Origin of the sequence: Massilia sp. W12, from assembly GCF_037300705.1 — a bacterium.
In the GTDB taxonomy this organism is placed as follows: Bacteria; Pseudomonadota; Gammaproteobacteria; order Burkholderiales; family Burkholderiaceae_D; genus JACPVY01.
This window is the reverse complement of the sequence record NZ_CP147776.1, coordinates 3,390,936-3,411,584: the sequence shown is the minus strand read 5'-3', so window position 1 is coordinate 3,411,584 and position 20,649 is coordinate 3,390,936. Positions and strand designations below refer to the sequence as shown.

21 protein-coding genes are annotated in these 20,649 nt (G+C 56.6%); 8 read left to right on the top strand and 13 right to left on the bottom strand.

Translation table 11 applies throughout. The features are described from left to right. Positions 1 to 9 precede the first annotated feature (9 nt). The 4 genes from V8J88_RS13645 to V8J88_RS13630 form a co-directional block, all read right to left on the bottom strand. Positions 10 to 924 (bottom strand): EamA family transporter, encoded by a 915-nt coding sequence (locus V8J88_RS13645; RefSeq protein ID WP_338844683.1) that lies wholly within the window; start codon positions 922 to 924, stop codon positions 10 to 12. A gap of 47 nt (positions 925 to 971) precedes the next feature. Continuing rightward, entirely contained in the window at positions 972 to 1,310 is a 339-nt protein-coding gene (locus V8J88_RS13640) for a hypothetical protein (RefSeq protein WP_338844682.1), read from the bottom strand. Positions 1,311 to 1,516: 206 nt separating this feature from the next. Further along, entirely contained in the window at positions 1,517 to 3,058 is a 1,542-nt protein-coding gene (locus tag V8J88_RS13635; RefSeq protein WP_338844681.1) for a HAMP domain-containing sensor histidine kinase, read from the bottom strand. Next, on the bottom strand, positions 3,036 to 4,016 hold the full coding sequence (locus tag V8J88_RS13630; protein WP_338844680.1) for a GIY-YIG nuclease family protein: 981 nt from the start codon (positions 4,014 to 4,016) through the stop codon (positions 3,036 to 3,038). The genes V8J88_RS13635 and V8J88_RS13630 overlap by 23 nt, the downstream gene beginning before the upstream one ends. Here V8J88_RS13630 and V8J88_RS13625 point away from each other — a divergent pair. Both V8J88_RS13625 and V8J88_RS13620 read left to right on the top strand, forming a co-directional pair. Beyond that, positions 4,015 to 4,257 carry a hypothetical protein gene (locus V8J88_RS13625; RefSeq protein WP_338844679.1) on the top strand — a complete coding sequence of 81 codons (243 nt, stop codon included), beginning with the start codon at positions 4,015 to 4,017 and terminating at the stop codon, positions 4,255 to 4,257. The genes V8J88_RS13630 and V8J88_RS13625 overlap by 2 nt on opposite strands. Further along, positions 4,254 to 6,374: an acetyl-CoA hydrolase/transferase C-terminal domain-containing protein gene (locus V8J88_RS13620; RefSeq protein WP_338844678.1), complete on the top strand. Its 2,121-nt coding sequence runs from the start codon at positions 4,254 to 4,256 to the stop codon at positions 6,372 to 6,374. The genes V8J88_RS13625 and V8J88_RS13620 overlap by 4 nt, the downstream gene beginning before the upstream one ends. Here the strand turns inward: V8J88_RS13620 and V8J88_RS13615 are convergent, their stop codons facing one another. Next, positions 6,375 to 7,190 (bottom strand): hypothetical protein, encoded by an 816-nt coding sequence (locus V8J88_RS13615; RefSeq protein ID WP_338844677.1) that lies wholly within the window; start codon positions 7,188 to 7,190, stop codon positions 6,375 to 6,377. It abuts the gene before it with no gap. A gap of 75 nt (positions 7,191 to 7,265) precedes the next feature. Beyond that, the gene (gene yidD / locus V8J88_RS13610; RefSeq protein ID WP_338844676.1) at positions 7,266 to 7,727 is read right to left on the bottom strand and encodes a membrane protein insertion efficiency factor YidD; all 462 of its coding nucleotides are present in this window, start codon (positions 7,725 to 7,727) and stop codon (positions 7,266 to 7,268) included. A 135-nt stretch (positions 7,728 to 7,862) separates the two neighbouring features. Here yidD and V8J88_RS13605 point away from each other — a divergent pair, with 135 nt between their 5' ends. Genes V8J88_RS13605 through V8J88_RS13595 form a run of 3 tightly spaced genes read left to right on the top strand, consistent with a single transcriptional unit; the run spans position 7,863 to position 9,606 of the window. Continuing rightward, positions 7,863 to 8,372, top strand: coding sequence for a pilin (locus V8J88_RS13605; protein WP_338844675.1), 510 nt, complete (start codon positions 7,863 to 7,865; stop codon positions 8,370 to 8,372). Between the two features lie 6 nt (positions 8,373 to 8,378). Continuing rightward, a complete protein-coding gene (locus V8J88_RS13600) occupies positions 8,379 to 9,176 on the top strand; it encodes a 5'-3' exonuclease H3TH domain-containing protein (protein WP_338844674.1) in 798 nt (265 codons plus the stop codon). Between the two features lies 1 nt (position 9,177). Beyond that, on the top strand, positions 9,178 to 9,606 hold the full coding sequence (locus V8J88_RS13595) for a response regulator (RefSeq protein WP_338844673.1): 429 nt from the start codon (positions 9,178 to 9,180) through the stop codon (positions 9,604 to 9,606). A gap of 20 nt (positions 9,607 to 9,626) precedes the next feature. On the opposite strand, the gene V8J88_RS13590 is transcribed toward V8J88_RS13595, so the two are convergent. Together V8J88_RS13590 and V8J88_RS13585 are read right to left on the bottom strand one after the other, a co-directional pair. After that, on the bottom strand, positions 9,627 to 11,258 hold the full coding sequence (locus V8J88_RS13590) for an NAD(P)/FAD-dependent oxidoreductase (protein WP_338844672.1): 1,632 nt from the start codon (positions 11,256 to 11,258) through the stop codon (positions 9,627 to 9,629). An 81-nt stretch (positions 11,259 to 11,339) separates the two neighbouring features. Further along, the gene (locus V8J88_RS13585) at positions 11,340 to 11,909 is read right to left on the bottom strand and encodes an XRE family transcriptional regulator (RefSeq protein ID WP_338844671.1); all 570 of its coding nucleotides are present in this window, start codon (positions 11,907 to 11,909) and stop codon (positions 11,340 to 11,342) included. Positions 11,910 to 12,202: 293 nt separating this feature from the next. On the opposite strand from V8J88_RS13585, the gene kbl reads away from it, so the two are divergent. The 3 genes from kbl to V8J88_RS13570 all read left to right on the top strand — a co-directional run bounded on the left by kbl (position 12,203) and on the right by V8J88_RS13570 (position 15,826). Continuing rightward, positions 12,203 to 13,423, top strand: coding sequence for a glycine C-acetyltransferase (gene kbl / locus V8J88_RS13580; protein ID WP_338844670.1), 1,221 nt, complete (start codon positions 12,203 to 12,205; stop codon positions 13,421 to 13,423). Positions 13,424 to 13,427: 4 nt separating this feature from the next. Continuing rightward, entirely contained in the window at positions 13,428 to 14,372 is a 945-nt protein-coding gene (locus V8J88_RS13575; RefSeq protein ID WP_338844669.1) for an NAD-dependent epimerase/dehydratase family protein, read from the top strand. Positions 14,373 to 14,452: 80 nt separating this feature from the next. Next, a complete protein-coding gene (locus V8J88_RS13570) occupies positions 14,453 to 15,826 on the top strand; it encodes an L-serine ammonia-lyase (RefSeq protein WP_338844668.1) in 1,374 nt (457 codons plus the stop codon). 368 nt (positions 15,827 to 16,194) lie between these two features. Here V8J88_RS13570 and V8J88_RS13565 read toward each other — a convergent pair whose 3' ends face one another. The 5 genes from V8J88_RS13565 to V8J88_RS13545 form a co-directional block, all read right to left on the bottom strand. Next, entirely contained in the window at positions 16,195 to 16,410 is a 216-nt protein-coding gene (locus tag V8J88_RS13565) for a hypothetical protein (protein WP_338844667.1), read from the bottom strand. Between the two features lie 207 nt (positions 16,411 to 16,617). After that, positions 16,618 to 17,592: a cupin domain-containing protein gene (locus V8J88_RS13560; protein ID WP_338844666.1), complete on the bottom strand. Its 975-nt coding sequence runs from the start codon at positions 17,590 to 17,592 to the stop codon at positions 16,618 to 16,620. Further along, positions 17,589 to 18,758, bottom strand: coding sequence for an ABC transporter permease (locus tag V8J88_RS13555; RefSeq protein ID WP_338844665.1), 1,170 nt, complete (start codon positions 18,756 to 18,758; stop codon positions 17,589 to 17,591). The genes V8J88_RS13560 and V8J88_RS13555 overlap by 4 nt, the downstream gene beginning before the upstream one ends. After that, on the bottom strand, positions 18,755 to 19,933 hold the full coding sequence (locus V8J88_RS13550) for an ABC transporter permease (protein WP_338844664.1): 1,179 nt from the start codon (positions 19,931 to 19,933) through the stop codon (positions 18,755 to 18,757). The genes V8J88_RS13555 and V8J88_RS13550 overlap by 4 nt, the downstream gene beginning before the upstream one ends. After that, on the bottom strand, positions 19,914 to 20,636 hold the full coding sequence (locus V8J88_RS13545; RefSeq protein ID WP_338844663.1) for an ABC transporter ATP-binding protein: 723 nt from the start codon (positions 20,634 to 20,636) through the stop codon (positions 19,914 to 19,916). Before V8J88_RS13545 ends, V8J88_RS13550 begins: the two co-directional genes overlap by 20 nt. Between the last annotated feature and the right edge of the window lie 13 nt (positions 20,637 to 20,649).

Below are 20,649 nucleotides of genomic sequence, written 5' to 3'. Positions count from 1 at the left end.
TGTTGTGTGTTATGCGGCGGCCTTATTTTCTGCGCGCAGCACTAAAACCACTCCGGCCAGGCACAGCAACATGCCGGCAAGCTCAATCCAGCCGGGTTGGAAATGCTCGAAGCGCATCGACAATAATACCGAAATGATAGGCGTGATGACACCCACATACACCGCTTTATGCCCGCCCCAGCGGTGGATCAAGATGAAATACGCGGAAAACGCGATCACCGAGCCAAACAGTGACAAGTAGATCAGCGAAGCCCAGTAAGTCGGGGAAGATGGCAAAGTCCAGCTGTCGCCATTGAGCACGCTGTAGGCCGCCACCATCAGACTGCCCCAGGCCATGCCCCAGGCCGTGGTCAGAAACACATCCGCATGATGTTTGCGCACCTGCACCACCAGAATATTGCCGGCGGTGCTGGCGAATGTGGCCAGCAAAGCCAAACCCAGACCAAGCCAGAATGTGGATTGCTGCATCAGCGCGCCGGCTTGCAAATTGCGCCAGGTTTCCGTCAGCGGCTGCGCAAACAGCATCAGGATGCCCGGCATCGAGAGCGCCGCGCCGTACCAGATGCTGCGCGGCAGCGGACGTCCAAAAGCCAGCTTCTCACCCAGCGGATTCCAGATCACCATCAGCGAAAACAAGACCGACACCAGGGCTGAGACCAGATATTGCTCAGACAGATAGGTGCAGACATAGGACAGCCCGAAGGACATGCCGCCTTGCGCCATGATCCAGCGCTGCGTGGCCCAGGGCAGCCAAAGTTTTTGCCGGCGCAAGGCGCAGAAAGCAAACAAGGTGGCAGCCGCCAACATGAAGCGCCAGGCAACCGAAACCGTGGGCGCGACATGCCCGAGTTGCAAGGTAATGGCCCAGAAGGTCGAACCCCAGATCAGGGACGACAGGACGAACAGAATGATGGAAGAGGACATTCTGTCAGTATACCTTTTCTGCCGGGTAAATCCGCTCCCTGCCGGGCTTAACTGGCATTGCGGCGCGGGGCCGGGCTTTTTGCTTGCAGCTGGATGATGCGGGCATGCAGTTGTTCGCGCTCGGCTTCATCGTCGAGCATTAAGAGCCGCAGCGCCAATTGTTCATCCACTTTCTGATATTGCCGGCGGTCAGTGCGTAAATCGACTTTGCGCCAGCCCATGCTGACCAACCAGCGCCATTGTTCTGGCGTGATCGGGAGTTTGAGTTGCATGCGCAGATTGCCAAGGGCGATATTGCTGCCGGTTTGCGGACGTTCGCCGGGAGGGGGTAAGCGGCGTTCTTTTCTGATGCCCGCGAGGGTGCGAAAGGTGTCAATTATTGGCATTGTGATATTTTTTGTTGGGGTAATGATTTTCCGGATGTATGCTGCTTGCATATTGTTACACATTCACTGGACATGAATGCATCAATCTTCGTAATAAATTGATGTTTTCCCAGCATTTGTTGCGGATTGGTCTTGAAAAACTTGAAATGCAAAGATAACAATAATCCCGTGAGGAATGATTTTCTTTTGTTTTATTATGAAAAACTTCATGGAAGTTCGGTATTGGGGGCTTCAGCCGTATCTTGTTCGCCAGTCTGGCGCCAGTCAAGCGGCAGATCGAGAATGAAACGTGCGCCTTGACCGGGGCTGCTCTCAACCCGGATTTGTCCGCGTAATAACGAAGTGACAATATTATAACAAATATGCAAGCCTAATCCATTCCGGCCTTGCCCCATGCGGGTGGTGAAGAAGGGATCAAACACGCGTTCAATGTGTTCAGGGGCGATTCCCTTGCCATCGTCAGCAAAAATAATCGTCACGCCATCCGGACGCGCGCTGGCCTGGATCTGCATCACGCCGCACACGCCGGGCGCATAAGCATGCACCAGGGCGTTTTCAATCAGGGCTGCCAGAACCTGGGACAAGGGCAGGGGGTAGCTGTTGAGCATAATGCCGGCTGGCACATCGAGAATGATTTGATGCTTGTTCTGCCGGATCTGCGCGGCCATGGTGGCGGCCAGTTCGCGGCAGACTTGCGCCAGCTCAAAATTTTCGCAATAAGCAGTGCTGCGGTCTATCGCCACTTGTTTGAAGCTTTGCACCATGTCGGCGGCTTTTGACAGGCTGCCCAAGAGTAAATCGGCGCCGTCGCGCGCTTCGTGCAAATAATGCTGCAATTCGCTTTGGCGCAGTTTCTTTTGCTCCACCTTGTCCAATAATTCACGGGTTTTGTCATGCAGGGCGCTGGCCATGATCAGGCTGTTGCCAAGCGGGGTGTTCATTTCATGCGCCACCCCCGCCACCAGCGCGCTCAAGGCGGCCAGCTTTTCCTGACCGCGCATGCGCGCTTCGAGTTGGCGGCGGCGATGGTAATGCACCAGATCATGGTGCAATTTATTAAACGCATCGCACAACATGTCCAGTTCATCGCGGCGCGCATGATGGCGGCGGGTGATCTGGATCGGTTGCCCCAGGGTATCCGGATGCAGCGCGGCGGTGTCATGCGCCATTTGTTCAAGGTGGCGCGTGATCAGGCGCGACACCAGCCAGATCACCAGCAGCCCCAGCAGCGCGCCCTTGATTGCCTCCAGCACCAGGATGCGCAAGGCGTCCGCCCCCATACGTTTGAGCAGCGCCTGCTCATCGACAAACAGCCATAGCTGCCCCACCACGCGCGAAGAGTCAGCCGGGCTGGCCAGGTTTTCACGGAAAAACTGCCCGCCTTTATCCGCGTCCGGCGGTGGCGAAGGATCGGGTTTGCCGTCGCGGTAATGAAACTGCGGCCCGACCCCGGTGGTCAAGACCAGGTGGCCGACCAGCGGAAAGCGCGACAGCGCCTCGATTTGCAGCTCTGTGCTGACCATATCCATTTCCCACAAGCTGTTGGCCAGGCTTTTGCTGTAGCTGTTGATTGCGAATTCGAGTTGCGCGCGCGCATGGTCGCGTTCTTCGGTGTAGCGCATGCCGATCAAGATCAAGGTCATGAGCACCGTAAACAGCGAGGAGAAAATAAACACCCAAGCCACCAGCTTGACGCTGAGCGGCAGGAAAGCCGGCTTGACTGGTTTATCCTGCCCGGCTGGCTTCATGCGCTTTCTCCTTGCGCGGACGGGGCGCGGCGGCAGCCGGCGCAGGGTGCGCCAACTGTGTGCGCCAGTCTGGCGGCGCGGCGCGGATATCCAGCTTTCCGCTTAGCAGGGGCTTGAGCAGAATCCGGTAAATATCGGCGTCAAAACCCGCCCGCCGGCTTTTTTTGTGTTCCAGGCATTGCGCCAGCGGCGGCGCCGGGCGTGCGCCCTCATCAATCCAGCCCAGCCAGCACCATTTATCCACCACTTGATGCTGACGCCAGGCGGCATCGCCTTCGCTGATCAAAATCGGCCCCTCAAACGGCCACACCAGCAGGCGCATATCGTGCAGCGCGGCGCGCAGCCTGGCCTGATGTTCAGCGCTGCTCTCAACTCCGGCGCAGGCCCCGCGACAGCGCCCGATCTGATGCGAAAAACAGGGCCGGCCATGAATTCTTGGCTCCAGCCCGCACAACTGCGGGCATAAAGCATGCGCTTCCAGCAATTCGCGCAGCGCGGCGAAGGCGCGGGTTTTGCCGGAAAACAAACCGTACAAATCCGGGCTGCTGGCGAAATCATATTCGCGTGCGCTGACCAGTCTGGCGCCATCCTGATCCAGTTGCAGGCTGCATAAACTGCGCGCGCTGCGCAGCAAAATATTGTGTTCAGGTTGCCAGCGCTTGATCAAATCCGCCTCCAGCAACAGGGCGGCGGTTTCGCCAGCGCACAATTGCCACACCACATCCTGCGCTGCATGCAGCATGCGCGCTTCGTCAGGATTGCGTAAATGGGCTTGGATGCGGCTGCGCAGATTCACGCTTTTGCCGATGTAAAGCGGGCGCGCCGCCGCGTCGCGGAACAGATAGACCCCGGTTTGCGCCGGCGCTGCGCGTGCGCAGGCCTGCAGCGCAGGGGCGGGCGGCAGTTTGTCAGTGCTTGCCGGCGCCGGCAATTCCTCTGACGCCAGGACATCGAGCATGAAAGTGCTTCTGGAAATGGTCCTCATTCTCACGGCTTATCCCTATCCGCCTTTCTATCTATTCTGCCTTATGCGCCCGCACTTGCTTGCTAGAATTGTCCGGAAACAGGCGAAAGCATGTTTGATTTTACCGAAGAAAATAAGGGCCGGATGTCTGATTGTGCAAATTCTTGCCATTCAGGCTGTCTGCCGGCTGAGCGGCGCACAGCGCGTCATGCAAAATCAAAGAGGAAAAAGATGAGTCATATCACAGCACGCCCCGGCAACACCTTCCAGGACTGCCAGGCGCTGGTGGAAAAGCTGTTGCAAGAAGCCGGCCCGCATATCGTATTGGGCATTCCGCTGGGCATCGGCAAACCCAATCCTCTGGTGAATGCGCTGTACCGGCGGGTGGCCGCTGATTCCGCACTGTCCTTGACCATCCTGACTGCATTGTCGCTGGAAAAACCGCATGGAGCCAGCGAGCTGGAGCGGCGTTTTATTGATCCCTTTGTCGAGCGCGTGTTTGGCGACTATCCCGATCTGGAATATGTCAAGGCGCGCCGCGCCGGCGCGCTGCCGCAGAATGTGCGGGTGATTGAATTTTTCCTGAAAACCGGCGATTACCTGGAAAACGATGTGGCGCAGCAAGATTTCATTTGCAGCAACTACACCAATGCCGCGCGCGATATGCTGGCCCTGGGCGTGAATGTGCTGGCGCAGGCGGTCGGCGCGCAAGGCGAGGGCGCGGATATGGAATTGTCGCTCTCCAGCAATCCCGACACCACGCTGGATATTTTGGCGCGCCTGCCGCAGTTAGCCGCGCAGGGGCGGCGTGTGCTGACGGTGGCCGCAATCAACCGCAAACTGCCATTCATGACCGGCGAGGCGCAAGTCGCGCCAGCATGCTTTGACTATATTTTGGAAGATGCCGCCAGCACTCATGATTTATTTGCGCCGCCGAATATGAAAGTCAGCCTGCAGGACTACGCCATCGGCTTATACGCCAGCAGCCTGGTGGCGGATGGCGGGACGCTGCAGATCGGCATCGGCTCGCTGGGCGACGCGATTGCGCACAGCCTGATCATGCGCCAGCATAACAATTCAGCATACCGCACCCTGATGCAGGACTTGGGCGCCGCCGGGCCGGAGCAGGGCGAATTTACGCAAGGCTTGTACGGCTGTTCGGAAATGTTTGTGAATGGCTTTATGCATCTGATCCGGCATGGCGTGATCAAGCGCGAAGTGTTTGCGGATGAGCGTTTGCACAGCCTGCTGCAACAAGGCGTGCTGCAAGTCGAGCTGGCGGCGGATAGTCTGCAACGCCTGCGCCATGCGGGCGTGCTGGGCCAGGGGCTGGATCAAGCCACGCTGGATTGGTTGCAACGCTGGGGCATTCTGGCCCCGCAAGTGCGTTTGCAAGACGGGCAATTGTCGGCCGGCGGCCAGGCGCTTGGCAGCGCAGACGCGCCAGACTGGCAGGCGCTGCAAGCCTGGCAAGGCGAGCGCTTGCAGGGCGGGGTTTTTATGCATGGCGGCTTTTTCATCGGCCCGCGCGACTTTTACAGCAGCTTGCATTTGCTGCCGCCCGAACTCAAGGCCAAAGTCAGCATGCGCCGCATCAGTTTTATCAACAGCCTGAGCGGGCATGAAAGCTTGGCGCGCATGCAACGCTGCAAAGCGCGCTTTATCAACACCACCATGATGGTGTCGCTGCTGGGCGCGGCGGCCTCGGATTCGCTCGATTCCGGGCGTGTGGTGTCCGGCGTGGGCGGGCAATACAATTTTGTCGCGATGGCCGATGCCTTACCCGATGCGCGCTCGATCTTGATGTTGCGCGCCACCCATGCACGCGCCGATCAGGTGTGGTCAAACATCGTCTGGTCAGTCGGGCAGACCTCGATTCCGCGCCATTTGCGCGATATTGTCATCACGGAATACGGGATTGCCGATTTGCGCAGCAAGACCGATGGCGAATGCGTGCGCGCCTTGCTGGCCGTGAGCGACGCCAGGTTTCAGGATGAATTGCTGGACGCCGCCAAGCGCCATGGCAAGCTGGCGCACGATTTCCAGCCGCCAGCCGCCTGGCGCCGCAATACCCCGCAGGATTTGGCCGCGCGCTTAAGCCGCCATCGCGCGCTATTGCCGGACTTCCCCTTTGGCACAGATTTCAGCGAAGATGAAATTCAAATCGTCAAAGCGCTGAAAAAACTCAAAGCCTCGGTCGGCCATCCGCTCGACTTGCTGCATACCTTTGTGGCCAGCTTTGTGGAAGAGCATGAGCATGTCGAACGCTATCTGGAGCGTATGCAAATGGAGGAAATGGACAGCCTCAAGCAGCGCTTATTGCGCCGCCTGTTTGTCGGCAATTTGAGTTGATCAAGCCTGGGCTTGCAGCGTCGGCGCCTGGAAATCTTCCAGTAATTGCGCCAGACGCTGCGCGCCTTGCTGCAGCTGTTGCAAGCCGGGCTGGAAATCAAACAGCGGCGGATTGCGCCGGCCCGGGTCAGGCTCGCCCACCGCCACCCCGCGCGGCGCATCCGCCGCTTTGGCGCCGGGCTGGCCTTGTGCGAGTTTGTCCAGCATATCGTGCAGCACTTTAAACAGCGGCGACTCGGCGTCAAACGCCAGCCCCTCAGCCTGCTCTTGCGCCAGCACGCCGCTGGCGGCGAAGCTGCTGGAGACTTCCAGCGTCGATTCAAAAGCGAATTCGCGCCCGTCCGCCAGGATGATGCGGCCAGCCCCGCTGATCTGGGTTTCCTGCGATTGCTGCACAGAAAAAGCGGCGATTCCGTTTTGCGGCGGGGTGCGCGCAAAGCGGTTGGGCGGCGGCGGTGGCGCCTCAGGCGCTGCGCCAAAGCGGGCAAAGCTCGCACTGCTGGTGGTTTTACTCTGGAATTTGAGGGAATCGAATTCAATTCTGGCGCCCATGGCCTCGGCTTTGGAGGCGATGCCAAGACTGCTTAAAGCTTGCCGCGTCAAGTCTTGCAGCATGGCGCCGGATTGATCCAGCGCGCCATTGGCGTCATCTTTGAGTTTTTGCAAGGCTTGCGGAGAAATCCGCACGCCGCCGGCAGATGCGCTGTCGGCATTGCCCGCCGGCGCCGGGGGCGCCGCGTTGCGTGCGGCGGGCAGTGCGCCTGCATATGCGCCGGGGATGGCGGCAGGCAGATTGGCTAAGGCGGAAACTGACATGATGCGCTCCACAAAGGGCTGTTTGCCCTGATTACGGCGCATTCTGGCAAAACTTGAAACTTTATTGCCTGGACTTTATTCCTTGCCCGGCTCTGCTTTGCCTGCCGCTTTGCGCTTGCGCTTGTCCACCGGGGGCGGGGTGAAGTCTATCGTGCCGTGCTTTTGCCGTTTTTTGTCGCGCCGGAAATCGAAACAGTCCCCCACGCTGCTCAAGCAATCGCAGGCGCAGGAAGATTTGTCGCCGGGCGTGCAATCCGCGCCGCCGCAATCACAATCCACCAGACCGGCTTGCGGATGCAAGCGCGGGCGCGGCGCCGCAGGCAGGAAATGCGTGCGGTAAATCCGGCTGCAGTCCTGCAGGCGCAGGCGCAGCAAGGCCAGACCGCGCAAAGCGCCATAGCGCGCAATCACGCGGTAGCCAAAGTTGGAGCAGCTCGGGCGCTGCGCCTGCCAGGCGTGACAGGCGCAACGGAAGCCTTTGCGCGGCGAAATATATGCCTGGTACAGCTTGATTGCCATCAATAAGAGCCGTTTCATATTTCTTCCATTTATCGTCCCGTCCGGCTGATCCGAAAACAGGGACGCAGACGGGAGCAAACACTTGAAATCATTTACCATATGCGCCGCTTTCGTCTATCCTAGCTGAAAGTTCAACCGGAATCGGCGGAGAATATGCCTACTTCATTCAATAACAGCAGAGCCGGGTTTACCCTGATCGAACTGATGGCGGTGATTGCCGTGATTGCCATCCTGGGGGCAATGGCTTTGCCATCATACCATGCACGCATTCTTCGTCAGCAAGTGGATGAGGCCATGGTGCTATCCGAAGTGGCCAAACAGCGGGTCGCGGTGCATTGGGCCACCAAGGGGCAGCTGCCGTCAGATAACGAAAGCGCCGGCGCGCCGGCAGCAGATAAAATCGTGAATAATTTTGTCAGCGCGGTCGAGGTCTCGAATGGCGCGGTGACGATCACCTTTGGCAATCGCGCCGGCGGCGCGATCAAGGGCAAAAAACTCACATTGCGCGCGGCGGTGGTGCCGGATACGCCGCAAGTGCCTGTCACCTGGGTTTGCGGCAAAGCCGAAGCGCCGGCGAATATGACGGTGCACGGCACGGACAACACCAATGTGGAAGCGGGATTTTTACCTTTGATTTGCCAACCCAAGTCAAAAGGGACGTAAATACGCATGAAGTTGTTGGTCATTGATGGCCCGGCGATTGTGCGCCGGGTATGGGAAGCCTCCTCCGAAGACGGGCCGGGGCGCAGCCATACTGTGCTGCGCCACTGCCTGCAATCCTTTCGCAAAATCCTGCACGCGCACAACCCCAGTCATGCCCTGGTGCTGTTTGACGGCGCGGCGGGCGGCTGGCGCGCGCAAATCCATCCTGCGTATGGCCGCCACACCCTGGCCCCTGAGATGCACAGCGCGCTGCCGGAATTACTCTTGATGTTGCAGGATGAAGGCTTGATGTATTGCCGCCAGGACGACGCTGAAGTGATGGATCTGGCCGCCACCGTGGTCACGCGCTGGCTGGGCAGCGCGCGCGGCGAAGCCGTGCTGGCCACCAATCAGCGCATCTTGCACAGCTTGATTGCCAGCGGCGCCCTGGTATGGGATCATTTCGGCCAGCAGATGCGCGACGCCGCCTGGGTCGAACAAAAATGGGGTGTGCGTCCGGAGCAGGTTCCAGCCTGGCTGGCCTTGGTCGGCGACAGCGGCGAAGGGGTGCCGGGCGTGCCGAAAATCGGCGCGAAAACCGCCGCCCGCTTATTGCAAGCATATGGCGATATCGACGGCGTGTTGAACGGGGCCGGCATTTTGCCTGACGCCACCGGACAGGCATTGCGCCGCGCGCGCGCCGAATTGGAATTATCATGCCGATTGATGCAACTCAAAACGGATCTGGTGCTGGGCTTGACCTGGAACCAGTTGCGACTGGCGCAGTTCGCGCACGGCGCAACCGTCCCCGGCTATGGAGAGTGATATGGGTTTGAAAGCGATGATCATTGACCCCAGCGCAATTTCGCGCGATTTGCTCAACGCGATTTTGCTCAATGAAAGTTATGAAGTGGTGGCGCACGCCAGTCAGGGGCGCCAGGCGCTGGCGCTGGCGCAAAAGCACAAGCCGCAAATTATTTGCGTGGATATGTCCGTGGTGTATGAAGAGGGCATGGATTTCATGGCGGAAGTCCGGCGTGCCTTGCCAAAGACGCTGGTGTTCATGATGTCCAATGAATTAAAGCGCGACACCTTGCAAGACGCGCTGCAGCGCGGCGTGCAGGCGGTGATTATCAAGCCCTTCAATTCAGTCAAAGTGGCGGCCACGATCAAGAATGCGGTGCTGGCGTTCATTAAAAAACAGCAGGCCGCAGCCGCCGCCAAGACGGTGCAGGAAGAAGGGCAGACCGGTTAAGCGCCGGTCTGCGCCAGGGCTTATCGCTGCGCCTGCATCGCCAGCGCGAGCGCCTCCGCCACTCTGATGCCATCCACCCCGGCGGATAAAATGCCGCCGGCGTAGCCAGCGCCTTCCCCGGCAGGAAACAGGCCGCGCGTATTCAAACTTTGCAAGCTGTGGTCATCGCGCTTGATGCGCACCGGCGACGAGGTGCGCGTTTCGACTCCGGTCAGCACGGCGTCATGCATAAAATAGCCCGGCACCTGTTTTTCAAACGCGGGCAGCGCTTCGCGGATCGCCTCAATTGCATAGGCCGGCAAGACACTGCTTAAATCCACCAATTTCACGCCCGGCTTGTAAGACGGTTGCACGGCCCCGAATTCGGTCGAGGCGCGGCCAGCGACAAAATCGCCTGCCAGCTGACCCGGCGCATCATAATTGCCGCCGCCCAGCACAAAGGCGCGCGACTCCAATTCACGCTGCAAATCAATTCCGGCCAGCACATGGCCCGGATAATCTTCTTCCGGCGTGATGCCGACCACAATCGCGGCATTCGCGTTGCGCTCATTGCGCGAATATTGGCTCATGCCATTCGTCACCACCCGTCCTTCTTCCGAGGTGGCGGCCACCACTGTACCGCCCGGGCACATGCAAAAGCTGTACACCGAACGCCCGTTTTTACAGTGATGCACCAGTTTATAGTCAGCTGCGCCCAGAATCGGATGGCCGGCGAATTTGCCAAAACGCGCGCGGTCGATCAGGGATTGCGGATGCTCAATACGAAAACCGACCGAAAACGGCTTGGCCTCCATATACACGCCTTGTTCATACAGCATCTGGAAAGTATCGCGCGCGCTGTGGCCCGGGGCCAACACCAGATGGCGGCTGGCGATTTGCTCGCCAGTGTTTAATTCCACCCCGCATAATTGCTGACGGCCATCGCCGGCGTCTTCCAGCAGCAATCGTGTGACCTGGGTTTCAAAACGGATCTCGCCGCCCAGACGCAAGATTTCGGCGCGCATTTCCTGCACCATCTTAACCAGACGGAAGGTGCCGATATGCGGCTTGCTGACATATAAAATCTCTTCCGGCGCGCCGGCCTTGACGAATTCAGTCAAAACCTTGCGTCCGTAATGCTTGGGATCTTTGATCTGGCTGTACAACTTGCCATCCGAAAACGTGCCGGCCCCGCCTTCGCCGAATTGCACATTGGAAGTCGGATCCAGTTTGCGCTTGCGCCACAAGCCCCAGGTATCCTGGGTGCGCTCACGCACTTGCTTGCCGCGCTCAAACACGATAGGGCGCAAGCCCATCTGCGCTAACACCAGCGCGGCAAACAGCCCGCACGGCCCCATGCCGATCACCAGCGGACGTTGCCAGCCTGGCGCCATCTTGCTGGCGTCCGAAACAAAATGGTAGCCCACATCCGGGCTGGGAATAATATGCGGATCATTGGCAAAGCGCGCCAGCACGGCGGCTTCATCATCGACTTCCAGATCCAGGGTGTAGATTAAAAAAATCTGACTGCGCTTGCGCGCATCATAGCCGCGCCTGAAGACATCAATGCGGCGAATGGCGTGGGCGGCCACTTGTAAGCGCGCGGCGACGGCCAATTCCAACTCTTGCGGCGCGTGGTCCAGTGGCAGTTTTAATTCTGTGATGCGTAACATGGCAGCTCTTTATGAAAAGGCAAACCCGATATTGTAGCAGCCTGCCGGATTTGGAAAAAGCCGGCAATTCACCAACCCTGTCTATCGGTGCACCACCACCAACAGGGCGCGCGCCTCGGTCTTGCCGGGATTGCGGATCGCATGCGCCACGTCTGCGCTGTAACGCGCGCTGGCCCCGGTTTTCAATTTTTTGCTGCTGCCGCCGGCTTCCACTTCCAGACTGCCGCTCAACACCGTCAGGTGTTCCTGCGTGCCGGGATCGTGCGCGGAAGACAGCAATTCCCCTTTTGGCGCCAATTGCAACTCATACCACTCAAAGCGGCCCGCCAACTCCATCGGCCCCAAAATGCGCAGATTGTAGCCGGCATGGCTGCCGGGCAGGGTAGGGGTTTCATGCGCTTCAAGCAGACGGATATGTTCTTCCGGCGTGCTGGGCGCGCTCAACAACTCGCCAATCCCCACCCCCAGCGCATTCGCCAGGCGCCAGGTGATGGCAATCGTCGGATTGGCTTTTTCCCGCTCGATTTGCGACAGCATGGACTTGGAAACCCCGGCAATGCGCGATAAATCTTCCAGCGTCAAACCGCGCGCCTGACGCAGCCTTTGCAGCGCCAAACCGACTTCCGGCGGCGCATTCTCATTGCTTTTCATCTTCATCCCCGTGTTTGATGGTGCTTGCATAGTTTAACAGAAGCATATAGAATTCATTATATTGAACTTGCGTGCAAAATAATGAAAATGCGCAAAATTGGTGGAATTGTGCAGTGCGGCAGACAGCCTTGCAAGCGCAGGGGTAAAACGGGAAATACAAAGTCAAGAGACAATGACGCCCGCTTCGCATATAGTATTGCGGTCTAACGCACTTTGCCGCCAAAAAACAGTATGGAAAACGGTGGCAATCGCATTTTTCACCATTTAAATTGAGAGTTCAGCCGGAGGAAAACATGAATGCAGTGAATGATTCGCGACAAAACTTCTATGCAGGTTTGCAACAAGGCCTGGAAGGCCTGCGCGAACAGGGTTTGTTTAAACCCGAGCGTGTGCTGGCGACCCGCCAGGGCGCTGAAGTCCTGTCAGAAGATGGCCGCAAACTGGTCAATATGTGCGCCAATAATTATCTTGGCCTGGCCGGTGAAGCCTGGGTCGCGCAAGCCGCCGCCAAAGCGCTGGATCAATACGGCTACGGCCTGTCTTCGGTGCGCTTTATTTGCGGCACCCAAACCATTCACAAACAACTCGAAGCGGCGCTGGCCAAATTCCTCGGCACGGAAGACTGCATTTTGTACGCCGCCGCGTTTGACGCCAATGGCGGCGTGTTTGAACCGCTGTTCGATGAAAACGACGCCATCATCTCCGACGCCTTGAACCATGCCTCCATCATCGATGGCGTGCGCCTGTGCAAAGCCGAGCGTTTCCGTTATCAGCACAACAATATGGCTGACCTGGAAGTGCAATTGCAAGCCGCCGCCGGCAAACGCAACAAAATCATCGTCACCGATGGCGTGTTCTCGATGGATGGCACGGTGGCGCAGCTGGACAAGATCTGCGATCTGGCCGACAAATACCAGGCCCTGGTGATGATAGACGAATGTCACGCCACCGGCTTCATGGGCCGCACCGGACGCGGCACCCATGAGCATCACGATGTCATGGGCCGCATCGACATCATCACCGGCACGCTCGGCAAAGCGCTGGGCGGGGCCATGGGCGGCTTCACCGCCGCCAAAAAAGAAGTGATTGAAATGCTGCGTCAGCGCTCGCGCCCGTATCTGTTCTCGAATACCCTGGCGCCGTCGATTTGCGGCGCTTCGCTGGCGGTACTGAACAAACTCAGCCAGACCACCGAACTGCGCGACCGTCTGCACGCCAACACTTCGTATTTCCGGCGCGAACTGGGCAAGCTGGGGTTTGTCATCAAACCCGGCATGCACCCGGTGGTGCCGGTCATGCTGTATGACGCACAATTAGCGCAAAAATATGCGCAACGTATGTATGAGCTGGGCATTTTGCTGACCGGCTTCAGCTATCCGGTGGTGCCGATGGGACAGGCGCGCGTGCGCGTGCAGGTTTCGGCCAGCCACTCACTTGAACAACTCGACCGCGCCTTGCACGCCTTTAAGCAAGCCGGTCAGGAACTGGGTATTCCCAAAAAACCGGAGGTGTAATTCTATGGCGAAAATTCTGATCATTGGCGCAAACGGCCAGATTGGCAGCGAACTGGTAGAGGCATTGGCGGCGCGTCACGGCGCTGATAATGTCCTGGCAAGCGATGTGTCCCCGCACAACTTGTACCAGGCCAAGCGTTACCTCCAGCTCGATGTGCTGGACCGTGCAGCGCTGGCGGCTCTGATCGAAGCCGAAGACGTGAGCCAGGTCTATCAGTTGGCGGCGCTGTTGTCCGCCACCGGCGAGCAAATGCCGCTCAAGGCCTGGACATTGAACATGGATGGCTTGCTGAATATCCTCGAAATCGCGCGCGAGCGCAAAGAGGCTGGCAAGCCCCTGCAAGTGTTCTGGCCGTCTTCGATTGCCGCCTTTGGTCCGAATACGCCAGCGGTCAACACACCGCAAATGACGGTGATGGACCCGGGCACGATTTACGGCATTTCCAAATTGGCCGGCGAACGTTTGTGTGAATACTACTTCACCAAATACGGCGTGGATGTGCGTTCGATCCGTTACCCGGGCATCATCAGCTTCAAGTCGCCGCCGGGCGGCGGCACCACCGATTACGCCATCGCGATTTTCCATGCAGCCTTGCGCGGCGAAACCTATTCCTGCTTCCTGGAAGAGGACACCACGCTGCCCATGATTTACATGCCGGATGCGATTCGCGCCACGCTGGAATTGATGGATGCGCCGGCAGAGCGGATCGCCATCCGTTCCGCTTACAATATCGACGGTTTGAGTTTTTGTCCGCGCGAATTGGCCGAAGCCATTCGCGCCAAGCGCCCAGACTTTCAGATTGAGTACAAACCGGATGCAAGACAGGGAATCGCAAAAACCTGGCCGCAGAGCCTGGATGACAGCAAAGCCCAGGAAGATTGGGGATGGGAAGCCCGCATCGCGCTGCCGCAATTGGTGGACGATATGCTGGCCAATATCCGCGTCTGACAGGGCGGCCCCTTACGCACACTCGTCACTGTCTTGCCTCCTGCCGGCGATCCCGCCGGCAGCCCCTTTGGAGAAGTGTTATGGATATGAGTGTGTTTGATTTATTCAAAATCGGCATCGGCCCGTCAAGCTCGCATACGGTCGGCCCGATGCTGGCGGCGCGCCGGTTTTTGTTGGAAGCCGGCGACTTGCGCGATGTCACTGAAGTCAACGTCGCCCTGTATGGCTCGCTGGCCTTGACCGGCGTTGGCCACGGCACCGATACGGCGGTGCTGCTTGGCCTGATGGGCGAAACCCCGCAACTGGTCGATCCGCCAAGCGTGCCGCACAAACTGGCGCAGCTGCGCCAAAGCGGCCGCCTGTCCCTGCTGGGAAAAACAGAAATCGCGTTTGAAGAAAAACGCCATCTGCACTGGCACAAAGACGAAACCCTGCCGGGCCACCCGAACGGCATGTCGTTCACCTTGCTGCGCACCAATGGCGTAAGCGAAAGCAAAATCTTTTATTCAATCGGCGGCGGTTTCATCGTCGCTGAAGGCGAGCAGGAAGCGCAAGCTGATCACCCCACCGCGCAACTGCCGTTTCCTTTTGACACCATGGAGCAGCTGCTGGCGCACGGGCGCAACAGCGGCTTGCGCATCGCCCAGATGTTGCGCGCCAATGAATGCGCGCGCATGCCGGAAAGCGAGCTGGACGCCGGGCTGGACCGCATTTTTCAAGTCATGTACGAATGCATAGGCAGCGGGCTGCGCGCGGATGGCGAGCTGCCGGGCGGCTTGCAAGTCAAACGCCGCGCCGCCGCCCTGTGGCGCGCCGCACAAGCCAAGACCGATATGCTGCCGCACGACGCCATGAATCGCGTCAGCCTGTATGCGATGGCGGTGAATGAGGAAAACGCCGCTGGCGGACGGGTCGTGACTGCGCCCACCAATGGCGCAGCCGGCATTATTCCGGCGGTGTTGCGCTATTACGCCGAAGACTGCAAACCGAGCAAACCGCAACAAGGGGTGCGCGACTTTTTATTGGCGGCATCCGCAATCGGCATGCTGTGCAAGAAAAACGCCTCGATTTCCGGCGCGGAAATCGGCTGCCAGGGCGAAGTCGGCGTGGCTTGCGCGATGGCCGCCGCCGGACTGGTGGCGGCGCTGGGCGGCAGCAATGAGCAAATCGAAAACGCCGCAGAAATCGGCATCGAACACCACCTTGGCATGACCTGCGACCCGATTGGCGGCCTGGTGCAAATCCCCTGCATTGAGCGCAATGGCATGGGCGCGGTGAAAGCCATCACCGCCGCCTCACTCGCCATGAAAGGCGACGGCACCCACTTTGTTTCTCTGGACGAAGTGATCGAAACCATGCGCCAAACCGGCGCCGATATGCAAGCCAAGTACAAAGAAACCTCTTTGGGCGGTTTGGCGGTGCATGTGGTGTCGGTGAATTTCTCGGCGTGTTGAGGGCAGCAGGCAGGCTCAGACCTGCCTGCTGCATGTCCATCTGCTCAATTTCAGTCGGCGCCAACAATGCAATAAAACACCATCGTTTTACCCAAGCGTCGCCAGCACATGCTTGCTGCTTCAATTTGGCCTTCACCAATTTTGCTCGCAAGCGTTTGCAGAGCGGCAGTTTGGTTTGAATTGCAGGTCGATATGTCCGTCATGCAATGATGTCCAATAACATTGACTGAGACACTCAACATTGCTAAGCATCTGCCACGTCAGCACGAGGCCCAAAGGAACAAACAAAATCATTACTTGAGCAAAGTTGGGCTTTGTGGCGTTTTGGGATTTCTGGGCGCGAAGCTTAGATTTTTCAGCAACAATTTTTATGCCGTTAACCTTGCCTTAGCTTTACTTGCGACCGCCATCAGACCGACGCCCGCGCCGATTAAAGCGCCAAAGCCCCCCCATTTGGCAGCGACGCCAAAAACTGCCCCCGATAAAATCAAGTCCACAGAAAGGCCTGCTAAACCACACATCAAGCCGCCAATAATCCAAAGCAAATGATGCCCGGGAACTGCGGATGTTATCTGTTTCTTCATCTTTGTATCCTTTGTATATAAACTGAGAAATCGCTCTAAGGAAATACTGATTTAATACAACAGCAGGTTATCCTGCCCTAATAAAATCAATAACTTAGGATGCAACTTTTGCTTGCAAGTTAAGTTAATCAGCGTTTTCCTAACAGCCTTGTGAGTATATCCACTTGAAGATTTTCTACCAATGTCATTTAGTCAGCCACCTTCACATCAGTTATTCAAAGCCTCAAGCAATTTGCCCTGCAAATCAGGATTCCGATGCCTGCTCATGGATTGCCGCATGAATTCCGCAGCTTCGGAAAGCGCTTGTCTTGTAGTCAGTCCCTCAAGGCAGGATCGAATCTCTGAAGCGAGTTGGTCAAGCACTTGCTCATCATTCTCCTGGTCGGGGGCAAAGCTGACAGTACGGCGCAAACGCACGTCGCTAATCGTCAGCTTTCTGACCATTTGTTCAATGAATTTCCCAAGGGTGGTACCGATTGGCGCAAAGGTGATGTGGATGGACGCCACCTCGTCAGTACGCGCTTCGTGCATAAATCCACGCGGCAGATAAAGTACGTCACCCGCCTTCATCATAATTGGTTTGGGCGCTCCAAGCAAACTGTGCTTGGATGAAACAAAGGGCATATCTGTGTTAGGCAAAGCAGCCTGATTTGCATAGTTTGGATGCCAAAACCATTCTTTCTGCCCAAGCACCTGCACTACAAAAATATCGTCCAGATCGAAATGCGGCTGAAAGCCCTGACTGAACGGCGGCGTCATATAAAGGTTTGCTCGGATAGGTATTTGCAGAACCTGTTCCAACCCTCTGCAAAACCGGCTCAAGCTGGGAAGATAGTGTTCGATATGAGCGACACGGATCGTGGCGCCTTGCTTTAGATCGTGTAATACCCGCCCGACATCAGTGGCTGGGCTGGGCGATACCGTGAACGGGGCTGCGCATTTCTTACCATCGCGAACAATATCCAGATGAGGCGACACTAAGGCGCCACTGGTGAGTACCTCATCAAACTTACTCAATGGAAAGATCTCCTGCAATCCGTTCGTATCGAACACTGATGAGAGATGCAACTCGCGCCTTTCCCACACATCCTGGAAGAAAGAATTTGTATGCAGAAGCTCAACCAGTTTACGGGCATGCACATCCTGAATGGTGGCGTCTATTTTGGCTTTCAACTCGCTCATCGAATTAACTCAACCTTAACTTTGTTCATGATTGCGGCACAGACGGCAAGTACACAAGACACCGATCCGATCACCAAATAAATCCAGGGGGCAGCCTGGAAACGAATGTCCATGGCTTGCAATCCCATTTCCAATTCAATTGAACGGCCAGCCACGAGGTTGCTAACAATAAGGCACGTTAACAAGCTTGCCACGAGACCAAGCACTAGCGCACGGACGATGAGTGATATCCGTATGTCGGCCCCCTGATAGCCGATAAAACTGAGCATATTCAGTTTATCCAGCATATTCAGATTCTGAACGCGCAGGATGGATATCAACCCGAGCAATGCTGTGGGTATCATCAGTCCCATGATCAGAACCTGCAATCTGGTGGTCGCCTGCAGAACTGGCTTCACTTGCTGCTCAAAATAGCTAGCCTCTGAACGTGCTGTAAACTCCAACGCGTTATCTGCGTTGATTGCGTTTGAGATACGCAACGCTTCGTCGGCATTCGCTGCAGCGATGCGAATCGAGCTAACCATGCTTTGTGCACCATGGGCGTACTGCACCTGCTCCAAATTGCCCACAATCTCGTTCTCGCGGACATCTCCCGCCATCTCGAAAATACCGACGACCAACCAATTCTGCTTTGCAAGTTCAATCTTGCTGCCGACCTTAAATGATGGGAATGCCCGCAATGCTGCGCGACCTACCACCAGCTCGTAGCGATTTTCTCCGAACATCCTTCCCTCGACGATTCGCACCTTGCGATTACTGGTGAAATCAGCAGTTGCTACACCCCTCACCGACAGAAATTGCTGCCGTCCACTTTCTTCCTTTGATGAAGAGACAACCAATTGCTCATTAAACTTCAATTTCTTGAAATTGGCTTCCGACAAGGAATTTCTTAAATTGGCAATACTTGATGTCGAGATAAAACTTTCCACCTCACCGGCACTGCTGCCGCGCGCAGTAACAAGCACTACAGCGGCATCACCACTTCGATGAAAAATCTCGCTTACAGCGTGATTCAGCATCAAGCCAATCCCCCCCAGGAAGCAGATAATAGTCAGAAGCAATACTGCCATTAAGTCCATTTCCGGTCGTTCACGCATCATACGCAGATGGAGCTTGGCCAGCAAACCGAAGCCATGCCGCATATCGGCTATTATTGTTCCGGTCATTGCACAGCCCCCACTTGAGTTGTTCGCCGTTGCAACTTAACAACTGTCAGAAGGGCAAAAGCGGACAGGAGAAAAGTAATTGCTGCGACGGCTGGCAGTAGCGGCAATCCAGTTTCCCATGTTGCAGCGAAGTATGGAAAAGCTTTCTGGATTGAAACCTTGAACAATGCCGACACCAGCAGCGTCAGCACAACCCCAAATGCAGCCCCTGCAAGTATCGGGAACATCATCGCTGTTGCTGCGCGCATGATCACGCCGAAACGATTAAACCCCATTTCCTCGAATCTCCTCAATTCCTGTTCCAGACGGTAAGCATTGAAATAGCAGAATGCAAGCAATAACATTCCACCAGCCGCTATGCCACCCAAACCGTATAGACGAAGCAATGTCCTGATCCCTGCTCCCTGACTATTGTAAGAATCAACGAATTGCTCACGTAGCGTGGTTCGTGTGCTCATCGGTGATGCTTTGTATCGGTCATCTATGATCTGAGCCACTTCGATGGCGTTGCTCCGGTCTTTGAGCAGTACCAGTATGGCACTGGCGCCCTGGGCAGTTGTAGTCTGTCCATTGGGGCGTATGAGTTTGTCATGCAATAGCACACCCACTGCAGGATAGGCATCGTTCTTAACAGCATACAAGCCTTGGATTTTCAGCTTAATTGTATCCACCCCCCCCGCCTCACGGAAGGAAGGAGATGTGATCGATATGACATCACCGATCATCAATCCCTCACGTGTAGCGAAATCACGCCCAACCAATAGCCCGTTAGTGTCATCAATCCAGCGCTGTGCGGCGCCACCTAAAACGACAAGGTCAGTATTTGTGCGCAGAATATCACTTGGATTTGCCGCCATTACAGCAATCTGCTTACGTGGACCATTCATGGTGGCAGGAACGAAATTGACCGCTACAGCACGTTCCACACCGGGAAGCTCGCGCAGATTGATTTCATAGGCGTAACGCACTGGCAAAGGGTAGCGAGGCGCTATCTTGTTCGATACGACCAGGATACGGTCATCCTTGGAAAACACGTCACCTTGCTGCGCTTTTCCGACGCCCTGCAACACCATGAAGAGGCTTACAATCAGCGCTGCAAACACCATGAACAGATAGGTCGAAAACTCCGCTCGCAGTGAGCGATAGCTAACCTTGTTAACTGGATGTTGCAGCATGCGTTACCTCGTTCTTGTCAACACTTTTCACCAGCTTGCCATCTTCAAGAATCAGAAGTTGATCTGCGAATTCGATAGCCGCCGGATCATGAGTAGTCATTACAACGGTCTTCCCAAGCCGTTTGCACAACTCTTTCAGAAGCCTGAATATCTGCATGCTCATCTCACGATTGAGACTCCCGGTCGGCTCATCGCATAACAGAACTTTTGCGCCGCAAACCAACGCACGCGCTATCGCAGTTCGCTGTTTTTCGCCCCCCGATAACTGCCCGGGACGATGCTGCATTCGTTCTGAGAGCGACACTAATTGCAGTGCGTCGGCAGCACGGCTGCGCCGCTCGCTTGCACTGAAATTACGCAAATACATGGGCGCTTCGACATTTTCAAGGGCAGTGAGTTGGGGCAATAACCTGTGATCCTGAAAAACCAAACCGATCAGCGTACTGCGCAAGCGGACGCGTTCCTGCTCCGACAGCTTCTCCAATTCCAGGCCATCAATGCGAATAGATCCTTTGTATGTACTGTCCATACCTGCGAGCAGCGAAACAAACGTTGTTTTGCCGGAACCGGACGGCCCCATAATCAAAACCAACTCACCTGCACGGGCGGTAAAACTGGCGTTGTTCAAAATTACCAAGCGCTCCGAAGACATCGAATACTGTTTCTGCAGGTCTCTGACTTCGACAACATTCTCTTGACTCATAACTTTCCTCACT